This is a genomic window from Pantoea coffeiphila (assembly GCF_016909495.1).
GTDB lineage: Bacteria > Pseudomonadota > Gammaproteobacteria > Enterobacterales > Enterobacteriaceae > Erwinia > Erwinia coffeiphila.
Map to the genome: position 1 here is coordinate 24,585 of NZ_JAFBFW010000012.1, position 19,153 is coordinate 43,737.

General features: G+C 52.6%; 19 protein-coding genes. 5 read left to right on the forward strand and 14 right to left on the reverse strand.

Annotated features, from left to right (window positions below; genetic code table 11):
- Positions 1-223: 223 nt before the first annotated feature.
- A complete protein-coding gene (gene glpT, locus JOE09_RS24740; RefSeq protein ID WP_205067706.1) occupies positions 224-1,570 on the forward strand; it encodes a glycerol-3-phosphate transporter in 1,347 nt (448 codons plus the stop codon).
- 52 nt (positions 1,571-1,622) lie between these two features.
- Here the strand turns inward: glpT and JOE09_RS24745 are convergent, their stop codons facing one another.
- Both JOE09_RS24745 and JOE09_RS24750 read right to left on the reverse strand, forming a co-directional pair.
- Positions 1,623-2,069 (reverse strand): hypothetical protein, encoded by a 447-nt coding sequence (locus JOE09_RS24745; protein ID WP_205067707.1) that lies wholly within the window; start codon positions 2,067-2,069, stop codon positions 1,623-1,625.
- A gap of 13 nt (positions 2,070-2,082) precedes the next feature.
- The gene (locus JOE09_RS24750) at positions 2,083-2,865 is read right to left on the reverse strand and encodes a winged helix-turn-helix domain-containing protein (RefSeq protein ID WP_205067708.1); all 783 of its coding nucleotides are present in this window, start codon (positions 2,863-2,865) and stop codon (positions 2,083-2,085) included.
- A 343-nt stretch (positions 2,866-3,208) separates the two neighbouring features.
- On the opposite strand from JOE09_RS24750, the gene JOE09_RS24755 reads away from it, so the two are divergent.
- The gene (locus tag JOE09_RS24755) at positions 3,209-3,604 is read left to right on the forward strand and encodes a winged helix-turn-helix domain-containing protein (protein ID WP_205067709.1); all 396 of its coding nucleotides are present in this window, start codon (positions 3,209-3,211) and stop codon (positions 3,602-3,604) included.
- A gap of 544 nt (positions 3,605-4,148) precedes the next feature.
- Here the strand turns inward: JOE09_RS24755 and yigL are convergent.
- Both yigL and pldB read right to left on the reverse strand, forming a co-directional pair.
- A complete protein-coding gene (gene yigL / locus JOE09_RS24760; protein WP_205067710.1) occupies positions 4,149-4,949 on the reverse strand; it encodes a sugar/pyridoxal phosphate phosphatase YigL in 801 nt (266 codons plus the stop codon).
- Between the two features lie 69 nt (positions 4,950-5,018).
- The gene (pldB, locus tag JOE09_RS24765) at positions 5,019-6,041 is read right to left on the reverse strand and encodes a lysophospholipase L2 (protein ID WP_205067711.1); all 1,023 of its coding nucleotides are present in this window, start codon (positions 6,039-6,041) and stop codon (positions 5,019-5,021) included.
- A gap of 83 nt (positions 6,042-6,124) precedes the next feature.
- On the opposite strand from pldB, the gene rhtB reads away from it, so the two are divergent.
- Positions 6,125-6,748: a homoserine/homoserine lactone efflux protein gene (rhtB, locus tag JOE09_RS24770; protein ID WP_105595158.1), complete on the forward strand. Its 624-nt coding sequence runs from the start codon at positions 6,125-6,127 to the stop codon at positions 6,746-6,748.
- A 44-nt stretch (positions 6,749-6,792) separates the two neighbouring features.
- On the opposite strand, the gene recQ is transcribed toward rhtB, so the two are convergent.
- Positions 6,793-8,625, reverse strand: coding sequence for an ATP-dependent DNA helicase RecQ (recQ, locus tag JOE09_RS24775; RefSeq protein WP_105595157.1), 1,833 nt, complete (start codon positions 8,623-8,625; stop codon positions 6,793-6,795).
- A gap of 321 nt (positions 8,626-8,946) precedes the next feature.
- Positions 8,947-9,831 (reverse strand): phospholipase A, encoded by an 885-nt coding sequence (gene pldA, locus JOE09_RS24780; protein ID WP_105595156.1) that lies wholly within the window; start codon positions 9,829-9,831, stop codon positions 8,947-8,949.
- Positions 9,832-10,001: 170 nt separating this feature from the next.
- Here pldA and JOE09_RS24785 point away from each other — a divergent pair, with 170 nt between their 5' ends.
- Positions 10,002-10,472 (forward strand): thioesterase family protein, encoded by a 471-nt coding sequence (locus JOE09_RS24785; protein WP_105595155.1) that lies wholly within the window; start codon positions 10,002-10,004, stop codon positions 10,470-10,472.
- A gap of 3 nt (positions 10,473-10,475) precedes the next feature.
- Positions 10,476-11,375, forward strand: coding sequence for an EamA family transporter RarD (gene rarD / locus JOE09_RS24790; protein ID WP_105595154.1), 900 nt, complete (start codon positions 10,476-10,478; stop codon positions 11,373-11,375).
- Here rarD and JOE09_RS24795 read toward each other — a convergent pair.
- From JOE09_RS24795 to dapF, 8 genes are all read right to left on the reverse strand, one after another.
- Positions 11,355-12,398 carry an AbrB family transcriptional regulator gene (locus JOE09_RS24795; protein WP_205067712.1) on the reverse strand — a complete coding sequence of 348 codons (1,044 nt, stop codon included), beginning with the start codon at positions 12,396-12,398 and terminating at the stop codon, positions 11,355-11,357. The genes rarD and JOE09_RS24795 overlap by 21 nt on opposite strands.
- Positions 12,399-12,529: 131 nt before the next feature.
- On the reverse strand, positions 12,530-13,483 hold the full coding sequence (gene corA, locus JOE09_RS24800; protein WP_105595152.1) for a magnesium/cobalt transporter CorA: 954 nt from the start codon (positions 13,481-13,483) through the stop codon (positions 12,530-12,532).
- 147 nt (positions 13,484-13,630) lie between these two features.
- The gene (gene ysgD, locus JOE09_RS26480) at positions 13,631-13,687 is read right to left on the reverse strand and encodes a YsgD/CorL family protein (protein ID WP_370348498.1); all 57 of its coding nucleotides are present in this window, start codon (positions 13,685-13,687) and stop codon (positions 13,631-13,633) included.
- Positions 13,688-13,764: 77 nt separating this feature from the next.
- The gene (gene uvrD, locus JOE09_RS24805) at positions 13,765-15,927 is read right to left on the reverse strand and encodes a DNA helicase II (RefSeq protein WP_105595151.1); all 2,163 of its coding nucleotides are present in this window, start codon (positions 15,925-15,927) and stop codon (positions 13,765-13,767) included.
- Between the two features lie 56 nt (positions 15,928-15,983).
- On the reverse strand, positions 15,984-16,700 hold the full coding sequence (gene yigB / locus JOE09_RS24810; protein WP_205067713.1) for a 5-amino-6-(5-phospho-D-ribitylamino)uracil phosphatase YigB: 717 nt from the start codon (positions 16,698-16,700) through the stop codon (positions 15,984-15,986).
- On the reverse strand, positions 16,700-17,608 hold the full coding sequence (gene xerC / locus JOE09_RS24815; RefSeq protein WP_205067714.1) for a tyrosine recombinase XerC: 909 nt from the start codon (positions 17,606-17,608) through the stop codon (positions 16,700-16,702). Before xerC ends, yigB begins: the two co-directional genes overlap by 1 nt.
- A complete protein-coding gene (locus JOE09_RS24820) occupies positions 17,605-18,315 on the reverse strand; it encodes a DUF484 domain-containing protein (RefSeq protein WP_205067715.1) in 711 nt (236 codons plus the stop codon). The genes xerC and JOE09_RS24820 overlap by 4 nt, the downstream gene beginning before the upstream one ends.
- On the reverse strand, positions 18,312-19,136 hold the full coding sequence (gene dapF, locus JOE09_RS24825; RefSeq protein WP_105595188.1) for a diaminopimelate epimerase: 825 nt from the start codon (positions 19,134-19,136) through the stop codon (positions 18,312-18,314). The genes JOE09_RS24820 and dapF overlap by 4 nt, the downstream gene beginning before the upstream one ends.
- Between the last annotated feature and the right edge of the window lie 17 nt (positions 19,137-19,153).

Here is a 19,153-nt window from a genome sequence, read left to right on the forward strand (position 1 = left end):
CAATCACAAATTATAGTTCGCATACGAAAATATCACCTCATTTAATGGTGCAGATATAGCCATTTCGTCATAAAAATGTAACATTCGCGCACTTATTCACAGCTGTTACCTTCGAATATCGCCATGCTGCTTTCGAAATAGAACATTTACCGTTACCAGGAAAGCTGTTTGTATTTCATCTCAGCCGGGCGGGGATATCGTTACCTGAGCCATGGGGGCCGTAATGTTAAGTATTTTTAAACCCGCAGCACATCAGCCACGCGTTGATGCCAGCCGCGTCGATCCGCTATATCGCAAACTGCGCTGGCAGATCTTTCTGGGGATCTTCTTCGGCTACGCCGCCTATTATCTGGTGCGTAAAAACTTCGCGCTGGCGATGCCTTATCTCGTTGAGCAGGGCTTCTCACGCGGAGATTTAGGATTTGCACTGTCAGGCATCTCTATCGCCTACGGTTTTTCAAAGTTCATCATGGGCTCCGTTTCAGACCGCTCAAACCCTCGAGTATTCTTGCCTGCCGGACTGATTCTTGCCGCAGCGGTAATGCTGTTTATGGGTTTCGTACCCTGGGCAACATCCAGCATCATGGTGATGTTCGTTCTGCTGTTCCTGTGCGGCTGGTTCCAGGGTATGGGATGGCCACCGTGTGGTCGTACCATGGTTCACTGGTGGTCACAGAAAGAGCGCGGTGGCATCGTTTCCGTATGGAACTGCGCGCATAACGTTGGTGGCGGTATCCCTCCGCTGCTGTTCTTGTTAGGTATGGCCTGGTTTAACGACTGGAAAGCCGCACTGTATATGCCTGCTTTTGGTGCCATTCTGATCGCGATTATCGCCTTTGCGCTGATGCGCGATACGCCACAGTCCTGCGGCCTGCCTCCGATCGAAGAGTATAAAAACGACTATCCACCGGACTATGATGAAAAACATGAAACAGAGCTGACTGCGAAACAGATTTTCACCCAGTACATTCTGCCTAACAAACTGCTGTGGTACATCGCACTGGCGAACGTGTTTGTTTATCTGCTGCGCTACGGTGTGCTCGACTGGTCACCAACCTATCTGAAAGAGGTTAAGCACTTCACGCTGGATAAATCTTCGTGGGCTTATTTCTTCTATGAATATGCAGGTATTCCGGGCACGCTGCTGTGTGGCTGGATGTCAGATAAGGTGTTCAAGGGCAACCGTGGAGCTACCGGCGTCTTCTTTATGACTCTCGTGACCATTGCGACCATAGTTTACTGGATGAACCCGGCGGGTAATCCTGGCGTCGATATGGCCTGTATGATGGTGATTGGCTTCCTGATTTATGGCCCCGTCATGCTGATCGGTCTGCACGCTTTGGAACTGGCGCCGAAAAAAGCTGCGGGTACTGCCGCTGGATTTACCGGCCTGTTTGGTTATCTCGGTGGCTCTGTTGCCGCCAGCGCGATCGTTGGTTACACCGTTGACTACTTTGGTTGGGACGGTGGCTTTATGGTTATGATTGGCGGATGTATTCTGGCCGTAATTCTTCTTGCCATGACCATGATGAGCGAAAAGAAACATAAGCAGCAAATGAATGCGAAATAATTAAATTATGAGTAGCGGGATAGCTTTTATAAAACCGCTACTCATTTCCTCATCACTCCGACGTACACACCAGTAATGCATGCTTATTAGAAGAAAGAAGATATCTTTGGCGATCTAACTTTCTTATTTTTATCATGATTTTTTCATCCTTGAGCTGCGGTAGAAATTTATTTATCACCGTATCTTTTTTCCGCAAATGTAAATCATAATATCGTCCTTCTTTTTCATAATCGAAATCAAGAATGTCATTGACGGTTTGATCTTTCCCCTTGCATCTCAACTTCCCTGATAGCAACAAATATCCTTCTCCATTACCATTTATTGCCATAAAAAGGTCAAGCCGGTTGCGGCTACCACACTGATTAATAATAGGTTCCATACCCAACTGTGCCCTACAGCTAAAGTCTTGCCTCTTATTCGTGTTGCCAAACCAGAGAATACACAGCGAGAGTACCACTGCCACCGCCCAGCCTGGATAACGCTGCCTGATCAAAGACATTAATCTATTTCTCTCATTTGAGTAGGCCGTAATTAACGCATTCTCCTCCACGACTATCATCGCAGTACGCTAAAATTTCTTTACCTGTCGAGCTTTCATTTACACTAACCTCCCGCCCGGACCAATAAAAAATATCTGCTTTACGGCCACAGTTTATTTTGTATTTAACAACATAGTTTTTGACTACTGAAAAATCATCCGCTGTTTTTCTTTTAACTCCGGAGTTCTCCAACAAATACACATTACAATTATTTATTTTAAAAGAACAATCACCTCGCACTAAAAAATGAAAAAACAGCAAAGGGGAGCTTAATAAAACAAGTAACAACACGGTTAAAAGACTCACATTTCCCTTTCTGATAAATAAGAAAATAAAATTTATTTTTTTATTTAAGCTGTCATCATTGATTAAGCCATTCGCTAACTTCTTATTTCCCTCTAGAAAAATCTCACCTTCATCATTATCATCTGACATAATCTCGACGTCCGCACTAAGCATGAAGCCATGCCGGGGAATAGTAATGATCACGTCAGAGAACCCAAGATTAGACAAAGCCCTCCTCAATATTGACATGTAGTTATTTAAATTATTACCAGAGGATGACAGACCCTTTTTAGTCCAAAGATCATTCAGAATATGTTCTCTGCTTAATGGATTGTTATTATTCTCCACCATCAGGCAGAGCAATTCATTAGCAATCCGGCTAAGCGTTAACATATCTACACTACCGTCAATCAAATACAAAGTTCCATCATAGGAATTGTACTTTAAAGCCCCGTTTATTAAGTAATTCACAACGCTACCTAATCATCCAGAATAATTGCCATCCTGAAAACCACAAGATAGCAACCTATTCACCATCTTAAACTTTAAGAAAAAACACATTTTAATCATAAACGCGCCATTGGTTTCTTTTAAAAGATATCAACACAAACTCAACAAACAACAGAATATTAAACTAATAAATTAATTAATAACAAAATAAAAATCTATAAAAACACAAAAAGGCAATATATATTGTTATTAAGCTTTCCGGAATAATAAAATAACTCTAACGAAATGATGCATTAAAAAATAAAAAACCCTAAAGAAAACTTTAGGTGCCATTCCCGACTTGTAAAAAAGAGAAATTTAAAAAATGAACAGCATAGAACCAAAATCAGTAAAGTATGAAAATGAAAAACTCCTGTTAAAGGATAAGTATTTAATGATTAAAGATAGCAATATTATGGCTAAGGTTAGTAAAAACCAAAGAATCCTCATTCTGTGTTTGATGAATGAAATTATCGAAAAAGAAAAAATCATTCAAAATGTTTGGGGAAGAAACACATCCATGTCAAAAGAGAAGAATTATAATCAACTGGTTTTCCAAACCAGAGCTCTCCTGGCTAAACAAGGATTTCCCAACGATCTGATTATGACAATCCACAGATACGGATTGTGCTTTAACAAATTCTTTTTGAATTCAAACAAAACACCGAATGCTAATAGCATAGAAGGTAAATACATAACAACTTCAGACATGCAGTTTTAACAGGTAATTTAAAGTTACATCAGTATAAATATAGATAATTAATCGGGTCACCATAATAATTTCATAAACAAAGCATGATGAATACAGCTTAGTGGCCCAAAATCAAACCATCCATAATGATTTGATTCAGTAATTATTACAGCAAGGATCGTCGTTGAAAAGATTAAAAAACATCACCACTAAAATTCACATAAAAAAACCATGCTATAAAAGCACAAATAACAAATATAACACTATAATCTAAAAAAAAGATGGAAACAGAATTATATCCCTCAAAATTCAATGCGCTATGAAGATTGTTTGTAGCGAGAGTATTTCACACTCGACTCATAATGAAATGACAAAAAACCCAACTTACCAATTAAAAACACACTGACACATTTAAACGAAATTAAATTAACCAAAAAAAATCCGACATCTTAAATTAACTATTTTTGGTGAAAAATATTTATTTTAGACATAAAAAAACCAGGAGAATATGTATTATCCTGGCTATGGGTTCGCAACGCTGATCGAGCGGGTAAAAAATTATAACTCAGAGTGACTACACACCAAACAAGGTACGCAGCGTTTTCGATACGGCCTGTTCGGCATTAGAACCAATGACTTCCAGCTCCGGCAACAAATCCTTCAGGCGCTGATGCGCATTCTCCATGATGTATCCTTTACCCGCCATGCTCAGCATCTCTTTATCATTCATCCCATCACCAAACGCGATGCACTCTTTCAGAGAAGAACCGAGAGACTGCGATACGGCATCCAGCGCATGGCCCTTAGAAACGCCACCGGCCATCACCTCAAGACAGGTTGGCAGCGAAAAACTGACGTTAACCCGATCGCCCCATCGTGCGATCAGCGCCAGTTCCAACGGAACTAATAGCTCAGGATCATTACAGGTGAAAAAGACTTTGCTGATACCGTCTGTCGGCAGTTCGCCGGGATGGTAAATCTGATAGTTGAAATCAGATTCTTTGAAAAAATCCATTTCATCGGGACGATGGCGATTCAAAAACCACTCTTCATCGCGATAAATGTTGGTATAGATGTCAGGATTGTTGTGCTGCATTGCAAACAATTCGCGCGCAATGTCTTCATCGAGATTATGGCTGAAAACCAGTTCACCGGCAGTATTATGCACGCGTGCGCCATTAGAGGTGATCATAAAGGCGTCGATGCCCAGGCTGTCACGCATCTGCGCGACATCAATGTAGTGTCGGCCGGTAGCAAAAATAAAGTGGACCCCTTTGCGAACCAGCAGCTGCAGAGTTTCGCGAGCAAAAGGGGAAAGCGTATGATCGGGAGATAACAGCGTGCCATCCAGATCTGAAGCAACAATACGGTACATAAAACCTCTGGTTAATATCATTTGGCGGGCAGGGCCCATCAGGTAACATAAACTTTGCGCAGCGGGTAATCAGGGATGGCGAGCGAAAAACGCCATAATCGTTTCCAGCGCCTCAGCCCGCATACTGTCTTTCTCAAACAGTATTTCATGGCGGGCACCCGCGATAATTCTGGGAGCTCCCCCTTCACAGGGCTGTCCGGCGGCAACCATTGCCTGGCAAAAAAGATTTTGTGCTCTGTTATCCACGACCCTGTCTTCTTCTGCCTGTAGCAGCAGCAGCGGTGTTGAGATGCGGGATGCCTGCTGCAGGATCATCTTACCTGCCATCACGCCCTCCCTCACCCAATGATAGGTTGGTCCGCCGACACGAAGCCCGGGATCGTCAGCATAAAAACGCAGATTGCGCCGATAACGCTCGCGGCTGTGGGTCAGATGATTGAGGCCAAACGGTCGCGGACGCCATTTTCCTGTACCAATAGCGTAACCTTCGCTGACTGCCGGGCGTTTTTCCGTCCAGTCCAGAATTCGATGGGCCATCCACTGCGGCATCGGCAGCGTGATGCCAAACATTGGCGCGGTTAATGCAGCGGCATCAAATGCCGCAGGCTGACGCGCCAGCATCAACGTAAGAATCGCCCCTCCCATCGAATGCGCGAGAGCATAGCGATGACGATAATGACGAGCGACGATCTCTTTTAAATAAAGCGTTTCCAGATCGTCGACATAATCCTCAAAGGCCGCCACGTGGCCACGATGCGAATCCTGCAACAAACGCCCCGATCGTCCCTGCCCACGATGATCGACAACGATCACATCATAGCCGCAGTGAAACAGATCGTAAGCCAGCTCAGGATATTTGACATAACTTTCGATTCGACCGGGACAGAGCAAAATAACCTTGTCATGTTGCGAAGAGATGAAGCGGGCATAGCGGATGGGCACGTTGCCAACACCGGCGAATTCATCTTCTTCGCGCTGCTGCCAAAAGCTCAGCAAAGGGCCCGTTGCAAAGGCCGCAAAAGACTGTTCACGGGTCAACCAGCCTGGTTTACCAGGCTCAATCAGACTCTTTCCAGAAAGATGTTTTACCATTCAGCAGGCCATTGTTACCCATAGCACAACGTTCAACATTCACGTATTGTGTCACAATTAAGCGTTTTTCGGGAGCTTTACCCATGACCATCGAATGGTGGCTGACTTACCTTCTGACAACCTGCATTCTGAGCCTTTCGCCAGGTTCTGGTGCCATTAATACTATGAGTACCGGTATCAGCCATGGCTATCGCGGGGCCGCTGCCTCCATTACCGGGCTACAGGTCGGGCTGTCATTGCATATTATCCTGGTTGGGATCGGCCTGGGCGCGCTGTTTTCACAATCTCTGCTGGCATTTGAGATCTTGAAATGGGCTGGCGCTGCCTATCTGGTCTGGCTGGGAATTCAACAGTGGCGTTCTGCCGGAGCCATCGATCTGAACGCCGTGGCGAAGGCGATGCCGCGACGTAAACTGTTCCAGCGGGCGGTTTTAGTTAACCTGACCAACCCGAAAAGCATCGTGTTCCTTGCGGCGCTGTTCCCCCAGTTTATCATCCCGCATCAGCCGCAGGCGATGCAGTACCTTGTGCTGGGCGTAACCACGGTGGTGGTCGACATTATTGTGATGATTGGCTATGCCACGCTGGCTACGCGTATTGCCGTCTGGATAAAAGGCCCGCAGCAAATGAAGCTGTTAAATCGAATTTTCGGTGGGTTATTTATGGCGGTGGGTGCACTGCTGGCGTCGGCGCGGCGTATCGCCTGATTAAACGTAAAAGGGCCGGTCACCCGGCCCGCTTAACGCGATGGTTAATCGTCATCAACACCGTCAACGTGATCCTTAATCATCAACAGGAACGGCCTGCCAAAGCGTTCCAGCTTTTTATGCCCCACCCCGTTAATACTCAGCATTTCTGAGGCCGTTAGTGGCATCTGTTCGGACATTTCAATCAGTGACGCATCGCTGAACACCACATAAGGCGGGATGTTGTCCTCATCGGCAATCGCTTTACGCAGCTTACGCAATTTGCCAAACAGCTTACGATCGTAATTGCCACCCCATGATTTCTGGCTGCTGCTGCGCGGTTTTGCCGTCACCAGCCTTGGTACTGCCAGCATCAGCGGCGTTTCACCACGCAATACCGGCCGGGCCGCTTCCGTCAGCTGGAGCGCTGAATACATCGCGATATTCTGGGTGACCAGGCCAAGGTGGATCAGCTGGCGAAGTACACTGGTCCAGTGTTCGGTCGTCTGCTCACGACCAATGCCGTAAACCGGCAGCTTGTCGTGCTGCATGTCGCGAATACGCTGATTATTTGCGCCGCGCAGGATCTCGACAATATAACCCATACCAAAACGCTGACCGACGCGATAAATACAGGAAAGCGCCTTCTGCGCCTCCACCAGCCCGTCATAGCGACGCGGCGGATCGAGGCAAACATCGCAGTTTCCACAGGCCTGTTGACGCCCCTCGCCGAAGTAGTTCAGCAGAACCAGACGGCGGCAGGTTTGCGCTTCGGCGAAGGCACCCATGGCATTGAGTTTATGGCGCTCAATATCCTGCAGCTGCCCCGGCGCTTTTTCTTCCAGGCAGCGGCGCAGCCAGGCCATATCTGCCGGATCGTAAAGCAGTAATGCCTCCGCCGGCAGGCCATCACGACCGGCGCGGCCGGTTTCCTGATAGTAGGATTCAATATTGCGCGGAATATCGAAATGCACCACGAAACGCACGTTGGGTTTGTTAATCCCCATACCGAACGCCACGGTGGCCACGACGATCTGTAAATCGTCACGCTGGAAGGCTTCCTGCACATGCGCGCGATGCGCATTGTCCATTCCTGCGTGATAAGCACCCACGCTCAGCCCACGGCTTTGCAGACGTGCGGCTGTATCTTCCACCTTGGCGCGGCTGTTGCAGTAAATAATGCCGCACGCACCGCGCTGATCCTGCACATAGCGCAGAAGTTGTTCGGTAGGTTTAAATTTTTCCACCAGCGTGTAGCGAATATTCGGGCGATCGAAACTGCTGATCTGAATCAGCGGATCGTCTAACTGAAGCAGACGAACGATATCGTTTCGCGTCGTTTCATCCGCGGTGGCGGTCAGTGCCATCACCGGAACATTAGGCAGACGCTGTCTGAGCTGCCCCAGCGCACCGTACTCAGGGCGGAAGTCATGGCCCCACTGTGAAATACAGTGGGCTTCGTCCACCGCCAGCATCGCCGGGTTCCAGTGCGTCAGCTGGTCGAGGAAGTTATCCATCATCAGCCGCTCAGGGGCGATATACAGCATGCGTACTTTGCCAGTACGACAGCCTGCGATCACTTCCTGCTGCTGTTCACGGCTCTGCGTAGAATTCAGGCAGGCCGCAGACACCCCGTTTGCCAGCAGCTGATCGACCTGGTCTTTCATCAGTGAAATCAGCGGCGATACAACCAGCGTTAACCCATCGCGAACCAGCGCAGGAATCTGATAACAAAGAGATTTACCGCCACCGGTCGGCATAACCACCAGACAGTCACGTCCGTCGAGCGATGCCTGGATAATCGTTTGCTGTCCCGGACGAAACTGCTGATAGCCGAAGGTATCGCGAAGTACCTGCTCTGCCAGAGTCTCATTATTGATTACTGCTGCCGTAGACACATTGTCCCCAATCTGAAGTGGTGTGAAGCGCTACCGGGCACTGCCTGCCCGATGGTGATGCCAGAACCGACGGTTGAGCAAGACTCAACCACAGCGAAGAATGATAACTCATGTCCGGAGCAAGATCTGGATTATCGCGAGCATTTTGCTTATTTGCGAAGCGATTCGCGCCGTTTTGCTGCGTCACTTTTCATCGATGGCTCTGTCTGCGAAGCGGGCTGCAAAACGTAATATTGCTGCGCAAAGCCGAGATCCGGAACAGGGGAAACCGACTTTGGCTGGGTTTCATTCGCCGGGCAGTTGCGCCCGGCGAAGATGAAATCAGAACAGATCGTTAAGCGTTACGCCCACGCCAACGCGAGTTTGACGATGGTTATAATCGATCAGCGATTCGCCGTAGCCGCTAAAGACCTGGGTATAGAAGCGCACGTGTTCAGTCATCGGGTAACTCCAGCCCAGCTCCGCGCCGCCGTAGCCGCTGTTCCAGTTGTAGTTACTCTTCACGCTGAAGATGCTGTCACCCATCTGATAACCCAGCGTCAAGCGGTAGTAGCCCATATACTTGGTGATATCCGGGTTATCGTCGTTGCTTTCACTTTCCGGCAGGCGATACCAGGGCTTCACCTCCACCAGCCAGTTGCCGTTTTGCGCCATCAGTCGGGCATAAACCCGGTTCCAGCTGCGTGAAGTCGGGTCTGAACGCCCGTTTGACTGGTGGTTGAGACCGGTTTCTACATCCCGCAGCGTCCAGCCACCCAGGCTGTAGTCGGTTGCCCAGCCGAGGAAAATCTGTGGCTCATAGTTGGTTTCACGGAACGGTGAAGATGCCCCCGCTCCACGGTTGGAGAGCTGCCACCAGGATTTCTGCGTATAGGAGGCCGCCAGCACAGAATTATCGCCCAGGATGCCGCGCCACAGTGGGAAGGCCAGGCTCAGCTGAAATTTCACCTCGTCGTGCTTGGCTTCATTACCCCAGTTGTAGGACTCAATCGCTTCCCGGTTGATATTGCTGGTATAGGTATAAAGCAGATAGTTGCTCTCATAGGGATAGAGAACAAACGGGTTATCGTGTTTTTCCAGCAGGTTAGCAATGATGCTACCGGGAACCTCAGGCCGGTCATGAACTTCTTTTAGCGTCGCTTCCTGTGCCAGCGCAATTGTCGGAACCAGGAGTGCTGTCGCCAGCAGTCCTTTCAGCAGAGCCATAATTTACTCCCGGTGGGCGAATATGAAGATAAAAGCACGCCATTCTACACATAAAGTGCTGCCCGCTTTAGTGCTGTTTTCTGAAAGTGGAAAGCACTGCCAACGAAGCATAAGATACTCACCTCATTAACCTTTGATTTACTTTTCTCCGGCTTTACAGGATCACAATAATGTCAGCGTTACCTTTGGATCAGGCGGCAGCACGTCGGCTGATTGGCGAAATTTTTGTTTATGATATGCCCTTCAACCGCTCGCTCGGGCTGGAGCTGGATCGCCTTGAACCGGACTTTGCTCAGCTAAGCCTGGCGAATCAAACCATGCTGGTCGGCAACTATGCGCAGAAAATTCTGCACGGTGGGGTGATTGCCTCGGTGCTGGACGTGGCGGCGGGTCTGGTCTGCGTTAGCAGCGCGCTGACCCGCCAGCAAAGCATTACCGAAGAAGAGCTTCGCCAGCGCCTGTCGCGCATGGGCACCATCGATCTGCGCGTGGATTACCTGCGGCCAGGGCGCGGCGAGCGTTTTATCGCCAGCAGCAGCCTGCTGCGCGGCGGTAACAAAGTCTCCGTTGCCCGCGTTGAACTCCATAACGATGCCGGTGTTCACATTGCCAGCGCTACTGCTACCTATATGATTGGTTAAGAAATGAATCCACAACAAACACGCCAGGGCGTGCTCTTTGCGCTGGGAGCGTATTTTATCTGGGGCGTGGCTCCGGTCTATTTCAAACTGATCCAGCAGGTACCCGCCGGGGAGATTATGACCCACCGGGTTATCTGGTCCTTCTTTTTTATGCTGGTATTAATCAGCATCAGCCGCAGCTGGCGTAATATTCGCGCCATTGCCGCCCAGCCGAAAAAGGTGCTGCTGCTGGCCGTATCCGCCGTGGTGATCTGCAGCAACTGGCTGCTGTATATCTGGGCGGTAAACAATCACCATATGCTGGAAGCCAGCCTCGGTTACTTTATCAACCCGCTACTAAACGTTTTGGTCGGTATGCTGTTTCTTGGCGAGCGCTTCCGCCGTTTACAGTGGCTGGCCGTTGCGCTTGCCACCTGTGGCGTGCTGGTTCAGCTGTGGAAGTTCGGTTCAGTGCCCGTTATCGCGCTTGGCCTTGCGGCGACGTTCTCAATGTATGGGCTACTGCGTAAGAAAATTGCGGTGGATGCACAAACCGGCATGCTGGTTGAAACCAGCTGGCTGCTGGTTCCCGCTGCCGTCTATTTGTTCGCCATCGTCGACAGTCCCACCAGCCACCTCGGCAACAATGCGGCAAGCCTGAATATTCTGCTGGCCGCCGCCGGGATTATCACCACCGTCCCGCTGATGCTGTTTACCGCCGCCTGCACACGTCTGCGCCTCTCTACCGTGGGATTCTTCCAGTATCTTGGCCCGACGCTGATGTTCCTGCTGGCCGTGCTGTTCTACGGTGAGCAGATGACGTCAGATAAAGCCGTGACCTTCGGCTTTATCTGGGCGGCGCTCGCACTGTTTATCGCGGACGCACTCTGGACGCTGCGCCGATCACCGTCGCGCATAGCGTGAAAGAAATCGGGCCATTGCCGGGCCGGTCAGCAGGATAGAGAACAGGCGTAGCGTCTGCATCGCCATCACAAAAGCCAGATCGACCCGGCTACCGGCAGCAATAATTGCAACGGTGTCCAGCCCGCCAGGGCTGGTCGCCAGATATGCGGTCAGCATATCGACATGAAGTACCCGAGTCAGCATCCATGCCATCGCGCCACACAGCAACATCAGTCCGATAATCGATGCCACCATTTGCGGTAACGTGCGTAGCGCCAGCAGGAAGACCGGACGGGTGAAGCGCAGGCCAACCGTCCAGCCAATCAGCGCATAGGCCAGCGCCAGCAGCCACTCTGGCACCTGTAACGTTACCGTACCGCTGGAATGCAGAGTCGCCCCGATCAGCGCGGGCAGCAGCAATGCGCCGGAGGGAATACGGAATTTCTGACCGAGCACCGCCCCAAGGACAATCACCGCCAGCGTCGCGGCAAACCCCCACCCCAGATGCGGAAACCACTCCAGCCCGCTGGACTGCGCGCTGTCGCCCAGGCTGATCCGTGCCACTATCGCGGCAGCAGCAGCGACAAACAGCACGCGCAGATACTGCATAAATGCCACCAGCCGGGTATCCGCCCCAAAATCACCGGCCATTGCCACCATTGCGGATGCGCCTCCGGGGGAGGAACCCCACGCGCCGGTCGGACCAGGCAGATCGCTGAAGCGCACCAGCAGATAGCCGGACAGTCCGCTGGCTGCCAGCGTGAGCAGAAGCACGGACAGGACGATGGGCCAGTCGGCCAGCAGCGGTTGAAGAATGGAGGGTGAAAGGCTCTGGGCAATCATGCAGCCCAGCACGGCCTGGCACAGTACAAACAGGCGTTTACTGATGCGGATCTGCGCACCGCTCAGCCCCATTACCACGCCGACTATCATCGGGCCCAGTAACAGCGCAGCCGGTACATGAAAAACCTGCAGGACAGACCCCAACAGCAGCGATGTGATGAGCAACAGCGCCCACTGGTATCGCAGGGATAACCGTTCCATAGAGTGAAGCGATCTCAGCTGAAATAAGAACTTACAGATTACCCGCAGCGTGGACGGAGTACCAGATCGTGAAACATTTTGAGAGAGTTAAGACCGGCCCAGCCCGATAAATCAGGCTGAGCCAGCGGCAATCAGAGCCAGTTTTTACGCTTAAAGTAGGCGTAAGGCGCCAGCCCGGCGAGGATCATCAGGGTAATGGCTCCCGGATAACCAAAGCTCCACCGCAGTTCCGGCATAAACTCAAAGTTCATCCCGTAGCTGGATGCCACCAGCGTTGGCGGCAGGAAGACTACCGATACCACCGAGAAGATTTTGATAATGCGGTTCTGCTCGATGTTGATAAAGCCCATTGCCGCCTGCATCAGGAAGTTAACCTTCTGGAACAGCGATTCGTTGTGCGGCAGCAGGGATTCGATATCCCGCAGAATTTCGCGAGCCTGTTCCAGCTGATTAGCTGGCAGGCGCGCTTTACGCACCAGGAAGTTGAGGGCGCGCTGGGTATCCATCAGGCACAGACGCACCTTCCAACCGATATCTTCCAGCTCGGCCAGCGTAGACAGCGCGGAGTCAAACTCATCGCCCTGCTGGCCTTCCATAATGACCCGGCTAAGCTTTTCCAGATCGCTGTAGATATTTTCGATCTCATCGGCAAGCTGTTCGATTTTGGTTTCAAACAGATCCAGCAATAGCTCGTAGGCATTACCGTCGGTCAGAACCTGATTGCGCGCACGCATGCGGTAAAGACGGAAGGCGGGCAGCTCGCGCTCGCGCAGGGTGTATAAACGCCCTTCGCGAATGGTAAACGCCACCGTTGAGTTACCGGCGTGATCTTCAGCATCTTCAAAGAAAAAGAAGGAGTGGATGTGCAGGCCGTCTTCGTCTTCGAAGAAGCGTGCCGATGCTTCAATGTCTTCCAGTTCAGGACGGGTGGCCAGGCTTTGGCCCAGCTCGGTCTGGACGCGGTCTCGCTCAGCTTCTTCTGGCTCGATCAGATCGACCCAGACGGAGCCGGTCAGCTCTTCGCTGGCATCATCCAGCTCAAGACGGGTCAGACGGCTCTGGTCCAGTTTAAATGCGCTCAGCATAGCAATACTCCCAATTCGCAGTGACTAGTGGGACAGAGCGCTTGAACACGGGAAACATGCGTTTCAGTCAGCGAACAGTACTGACTCAGAGCGACGGGGAATGCGGTCGCCAACAACCACGAAGGCTATCGGCAAAAGAGGATAGCCTTAGGAGTTGTACCTGGTGTGCAGGTCAGTGAGCCAGTATCTACTGGGTGTGTCCAAGGCGAATGTCCTCTTAGGGTAATGGTGGGCGCATGTTACGCTGAGACGAAAAAGGCGTCAAGCGGGCCCACCTTTCATCACAGCGCTTCCAGCTTCGCGTACGCGGCAACCAGCCATTTGATCCCCTGCCCCTGGAACGCCACCTGCAGGCGGCTGTGTTCGCCGCTGCCTTCCAGGTTAACAATCGTCCCCTCACCGAACTTGGCGTGAAGAACGCGCTGGCCAAGGGTGAAGCCGCTGTCGTTTTTCGCTACCGGCGTACCCATCCGCTGATGGCTGACCGGGCGGCTGACGCTGGCGCGCAGGCGTACCTCTTCAACGCACTCTTCCGGCAGCTCGCCGACAAAGCGTGAGGGGCGGTGATAGACTTCTTTACCATACAGGCGGCGCGTTTCCGCGTAGGTCAGGGTCAGCTTTTGCATCGCGCGGGTGACGCCAACGTAGGCCAGACGGCGCTCTTCTTCCAGCCTTCCACCTTCATCCAGCGACATCTGGCTGGGGAACATGCCCTCTTCCATGCCGACGATAAATACCTGCATAAACTCCAGCCCTTTGGCCGCATGCATGGTCATCAGCTGCACCGCATCCTGCCACTTATCCGCCTGCCCTTCGCCCGCTTCCAGCGCTGCATGAGAGAGGAAAGCCTGTAGCGGCATCAGGTCTTCATCTTCATCCTGATAGCTGTACTGACGGGTGGCGTTGACCAGTTCCTCAAGGTTTTCGACGCGTGCCTGGCCCTTTTCACCCTTTTCCTGCTCGTACATCAGCCACAGGCCGGAATCTTTGATCACCCGGTCAGTCTGCACATGCAGCGGCAGTTCGGTGGTTTCCTGCGCCAGCGAGTCCACCAGCTCAATAAATCGTTGCAGCGCCGAGGCGGCACGCCCGGCCAGCGCTTTTTCCTGCAGCAGCGCGCGTGAGCTTTGCCACATCGTTAACTGACGCTCACGAGCGGTCTGCCGCACCACGTCGAGGGTGCGATCGCCAATGCCACGTGTTGGCGTGTTGATCACACGCTCAAAGGCGGCATCGTCATTACGATTGGCAATCAGACGCAGGTAGGCCAGCGCGTCCTTGATTTCCTGACGTTCAAAGAAGCGCATGCCGCCATAAATGCGGTAAGGCATACTGGTTTGCAGCAGCGCCTCTTCCAGCACGCGCGACTGGGCGTTGCTGCGATAGAGGATCGCGCAGTCATTCAGCGCCCCACCGTTTTCCATCCACACTTTGATGCGATTAACCACAAAGCGCGCTTCATCCAGCTCGTTAAAGGCGCAATAGAGGGCAATCGGTTCACCGTCGCTGCCGTCGGTCCACAGCTCTTTGCCCAGACGGCCATTGTTATTGGCGATCAGGGCGTTAGCGGCTTTCAGAATATTGTTGGTGGAGCGATAGTTCTGCTCGAGGCGAATGGTTTCCGCCCCCGGGAAATCGTTCAGGAAGCGCTGGATGTTCTCAACCTGCGCACCACGCCAGCCGTAGATAGACTGATCGTCATCGCCGACGATAATCACCTTGCCGCTGTCGCCGGCCAGCATGCGAATCCACGCATACTGAATGTTGTTGGTGTCCTGGAATTCGTCCACCAGAATATTGGTAAAACGTTCGCGGTAGTGATTAAGAATATGCGGCTTGTTCAGCCACAGTTCGTGCGCGCGCAGCAGCAGTTCGGCAAAGTCCACCAGGCCGGCACGATCGCAGGCTTCCTGATAGGCCTGATAGATGCGTAACCAGGTCTGTTCAATCGGGTTGCCGTAGCTCTCAATATTTTTCGGGCGCAGCCCTTCATCTTTTTTGCCGTTGATGTACCACATGCCCTGACGTGCAGGCCACTGCTTCTCATCAAGATTCATCGCCTTGATCAGACGCTTCAACAGCCGAAGCTGGTCTTCACTGTCGAGGATCTGAAAATCCTGCGGCAGGTTGGCATCCAGATGGTGGGCGCGCAGCAGGCGATGAGCGAGTCCATGGAAGGTCCCAATCCACATTCCCCCCTGGCTGGTTCCAATCAGCTGTTCGATGCGGTGGCGCATCTCAGCGGCGGCTTTATTGGTAAAGGTCACCGCCATGATGGAGTAAGGGGAACAGTTTTCAACCGCCATCAGCCAGGCAATACGGTGAACCAGGACGCGGGTTTTACCACTGCCGGCACCCGCCAGCACCAGCAGGTTGCTGCGCGGCGCGGCGACGGCTTCGCGTTGTTTGTCATTCAGGCTGTCGAGCAGATCGGAAACGTCCATAAGCACCATCGGGGTAGAGGGCGGCACACCGCCCTACTGGTTATTTAACCAGTTCATTATAACAACGCAGTCAGCGATGCCAACTGAGAAATCTCCAGCGTTGGGAGCAGACGCGCATCATCGATATGCATCAGATTGCCACCGCGTAAATTGATCCAGCAGGCCTGCATCCCGCAGCGCACTGCACCGGCAACGTCGGTGGTGAGGTCGTCACCCACGTGCAGAATGCGTTCCGGTGCCAGATTCAACCGTTCTGCGGCAGTGTGGTACATATCCTGATACGGCTTGGCACGGCCATCGGGGCCCGCGCGCAGGATAAACTGGAAGTATTTATCCAGGCCAAACAGATGCGGCTCAGCGTTACCGTTGGTGATCGCCACCAGAGGAATACGCTCTGCCAGTGCCGCCAGCGTGGCATGGTTTTCATCAGAGATGGTGATTTTGCTACGCCATTCAGCGAATACGGACATCACTTCGCGCGAGCCGTCGGCCGCCTGCACGGGAGCCAATCCCACATCCAGCATCGACTGCTCAACGGCACGGCGTCGCCATTCGCTGACATCATGATAGATTTCCGGCTCGGCCAGCAGTAGTCGCTGACGCACCTGCTGATACTGCTCCACGCTATAGTTTTCTAGCGCCGGATGATGGGCCTGTAATGCGGCATGGGACTCTTTTGTGGTGCGCGCAATCACCGGATAATTGTCGTACAGCGTATCATCGAGATCGAAGGTCATCGCCGCGATCGGACGCGGTGGTCGGTAAAAATGCATCAGGTCTTTCCTCGTTTCGCACGGGGATGTGCAGCGTCGTACACGGACGCCAGGTGTTGGAAATCAAGATGGGTATAAATCTGGGTGGTTGCCAGATTGGCATGGCCAAGCAGCTCCTGCACTGCGCGCAGATCGCCGCTGGACTCCAGCATATGTGTCGCAAATGAATGGCGCAGTTTATGGGGGTGAACGTGGCTGGACAGCCCCTGCTTAATCCCCCATTCGGCGAAGCGCTTCTGCACGTTACGCGCGGAGATACGTTTGCCTGGTTTAGACAGGAACAGCGCGTTGTCCTGCGGTGAGAACAGCTCCCGCAGCGCCAGCCAGTGTTCCAGCCAGAGTACCGCCGTTTTCCCCATCGGCAGGCGGCGTTCTTTACTGCCCTTACCGGTTACCCAGACTTCGCCGGACGCCAGCTCAAGATGGTTGACATCAATGCCGGTCAGCTCAGAGAGACGCAAACCCGCGCCGTACATCACTTCTAGCATGGCGCGATCGCGCACCGCCAGGGGGTCGTTGAGATCGATTTCCAGCAGTTGGTTAACTTCATCGACATCAATGTTCTTTGGCAGGTGCCGTGGCGCACGCGGCGTGGCAACGCCTTTCGCCGGATTGGCCTGAATCGTTCCCTGGCTAATCAACCAGTCGAGGAAGCTACGCAGTGCGGAAAGACGCAGAGCAAGGCTGGCAGGCTTCAGTCCGCTGCGGCTGCTGCGGGCGGCCAGCGTACGAACCAGTGCAGCATCAAGGCGCGTCCAGTCCGTGACTTTTAATGAATCCAGCAGTTCAACCACTACCGTCAGCTGCCGACGATAGTTAATCAGGGTCAGAGGGCTAAGCTGGCGTTCAACTTTCAGGTAACGCAGAAAGCCCTCTACGGCAGGAAGCAGGGGCGATTCACTGCTCACACGCGCTCAACCCAGCGCGACAGCAGATCGGGGAGCATTAACGACAGATGCTGAAGCAGCACCGTTCCCATGCCGCGCTGGTAGTGCTGCTTATCGCGGCTGCTGAAAATCAGTACACCAAGATCGCCACGCTCGCCGAGCAGCGACATCGCGACCGATCCTACGGCTTTCGCCTGCGGGAGCAGCAGCAGCAGCTCAGGCCCGTTCAGATTGCCAAGGTAGTGGTTCTCTTTACCCAGCCGCTGAATACGCACTGATTCAAATGCCGGTCTTGGCAGCGCAAGCTGAGTGAAATCAGACGGCGCGCCAATACGCCATTGTTCGCTAAACAGGCGGATATTCGCTCCCGCCAGCCCAAGTTCACGCGCCCACAGATGCAGACGATTCAGCATGTCCTGAAGGCTCGATGCCGAGGCCAGCCGTCCCTGTAGGGTAAACAGGCGTTCGAACAGCTGCTGGTTAGCGCTGGCCTGCTCCATCAGCAGGGTGATTTCTTCTTCAAGCTGATGAATATGGTTGCGCTGCCGCGCCAGCTGCCACTCCACCAGCGAAACGGTACCGCGGATCGGATGCGGCACCATCATCTGCTCAACCTGGCGGGCATTGCGAATAAAGAAGTCTGGATTTTGCAGCAGGTAATCGCCAACCAGGCGATCGTCCAGCAGCACTTCGCTGCTGTCCTGTTGTGGCTCCCCGACAGTTTTCATAGATGAATAAACCCGTCGTAAACGTGAGTGGCTGGCCCGGTCATAAACAGCGGATGCCCCGGCCCTTTCCAGGCAATGTTTAACGTGCCGCCCGGCAGGTCAACACGCACTTTCTCTGACAGTAGCCCCTGCTGAATACCCACCGCGACTGCCGCACAGGCTCCGCTACCGCAGGCCTGGGTTTCACCCGCGCCGCGCTCATACACACGCAGGCGAATGTGCTCGCGGTTGACCACTTCCATAAAGCCGACGTTCACGCGTTCAGGGAAGCGTTCATGGCTTTCCAGCACCGGTCCCAGCGTTTCGACAGCGGCGGTCTTCACGCTGTCCACCTGCAGGACGCAGTGCGGGTTACCCATCGACACCACGCCACACATCACGGTCTGTTCTGCGGCCCGCATCAGGTAAATGTTTTCGGCTTTATTCGCGCGGAACGGGACCTGCTGAGGCTCGAAGTTAGGCTCGCCCATATTCACGCAAACCAGTTCATCCTGATTCACGCTCAGCACCATACGACCCGTTTGCGTACTGACGCGAATATCGCTTTTATTCGTTAGGCCTTTTAAGCGAACGAAGCGGGCGAAACAGCGTGCACCGTTGCCGCACTGGGCAACTTCGCTGCCGTCAGCGTTGAAAATGCGGTAATGGAAATCGAGATCGGGATCGTAAGGCGGCTCAACGATCAGCAGCTGATCGAAGCCGATCCCCAGATTGCGATCCGCCAGTCGACGGATCAGCTCAGGTGAGAAGTAAACGTTTTGCGTAACGGCATCGACCACCATAAAGTCATTGCCGAGACCGTGCATTTTCGAGAACTGCATTTTCTGCTCCGCCGAGT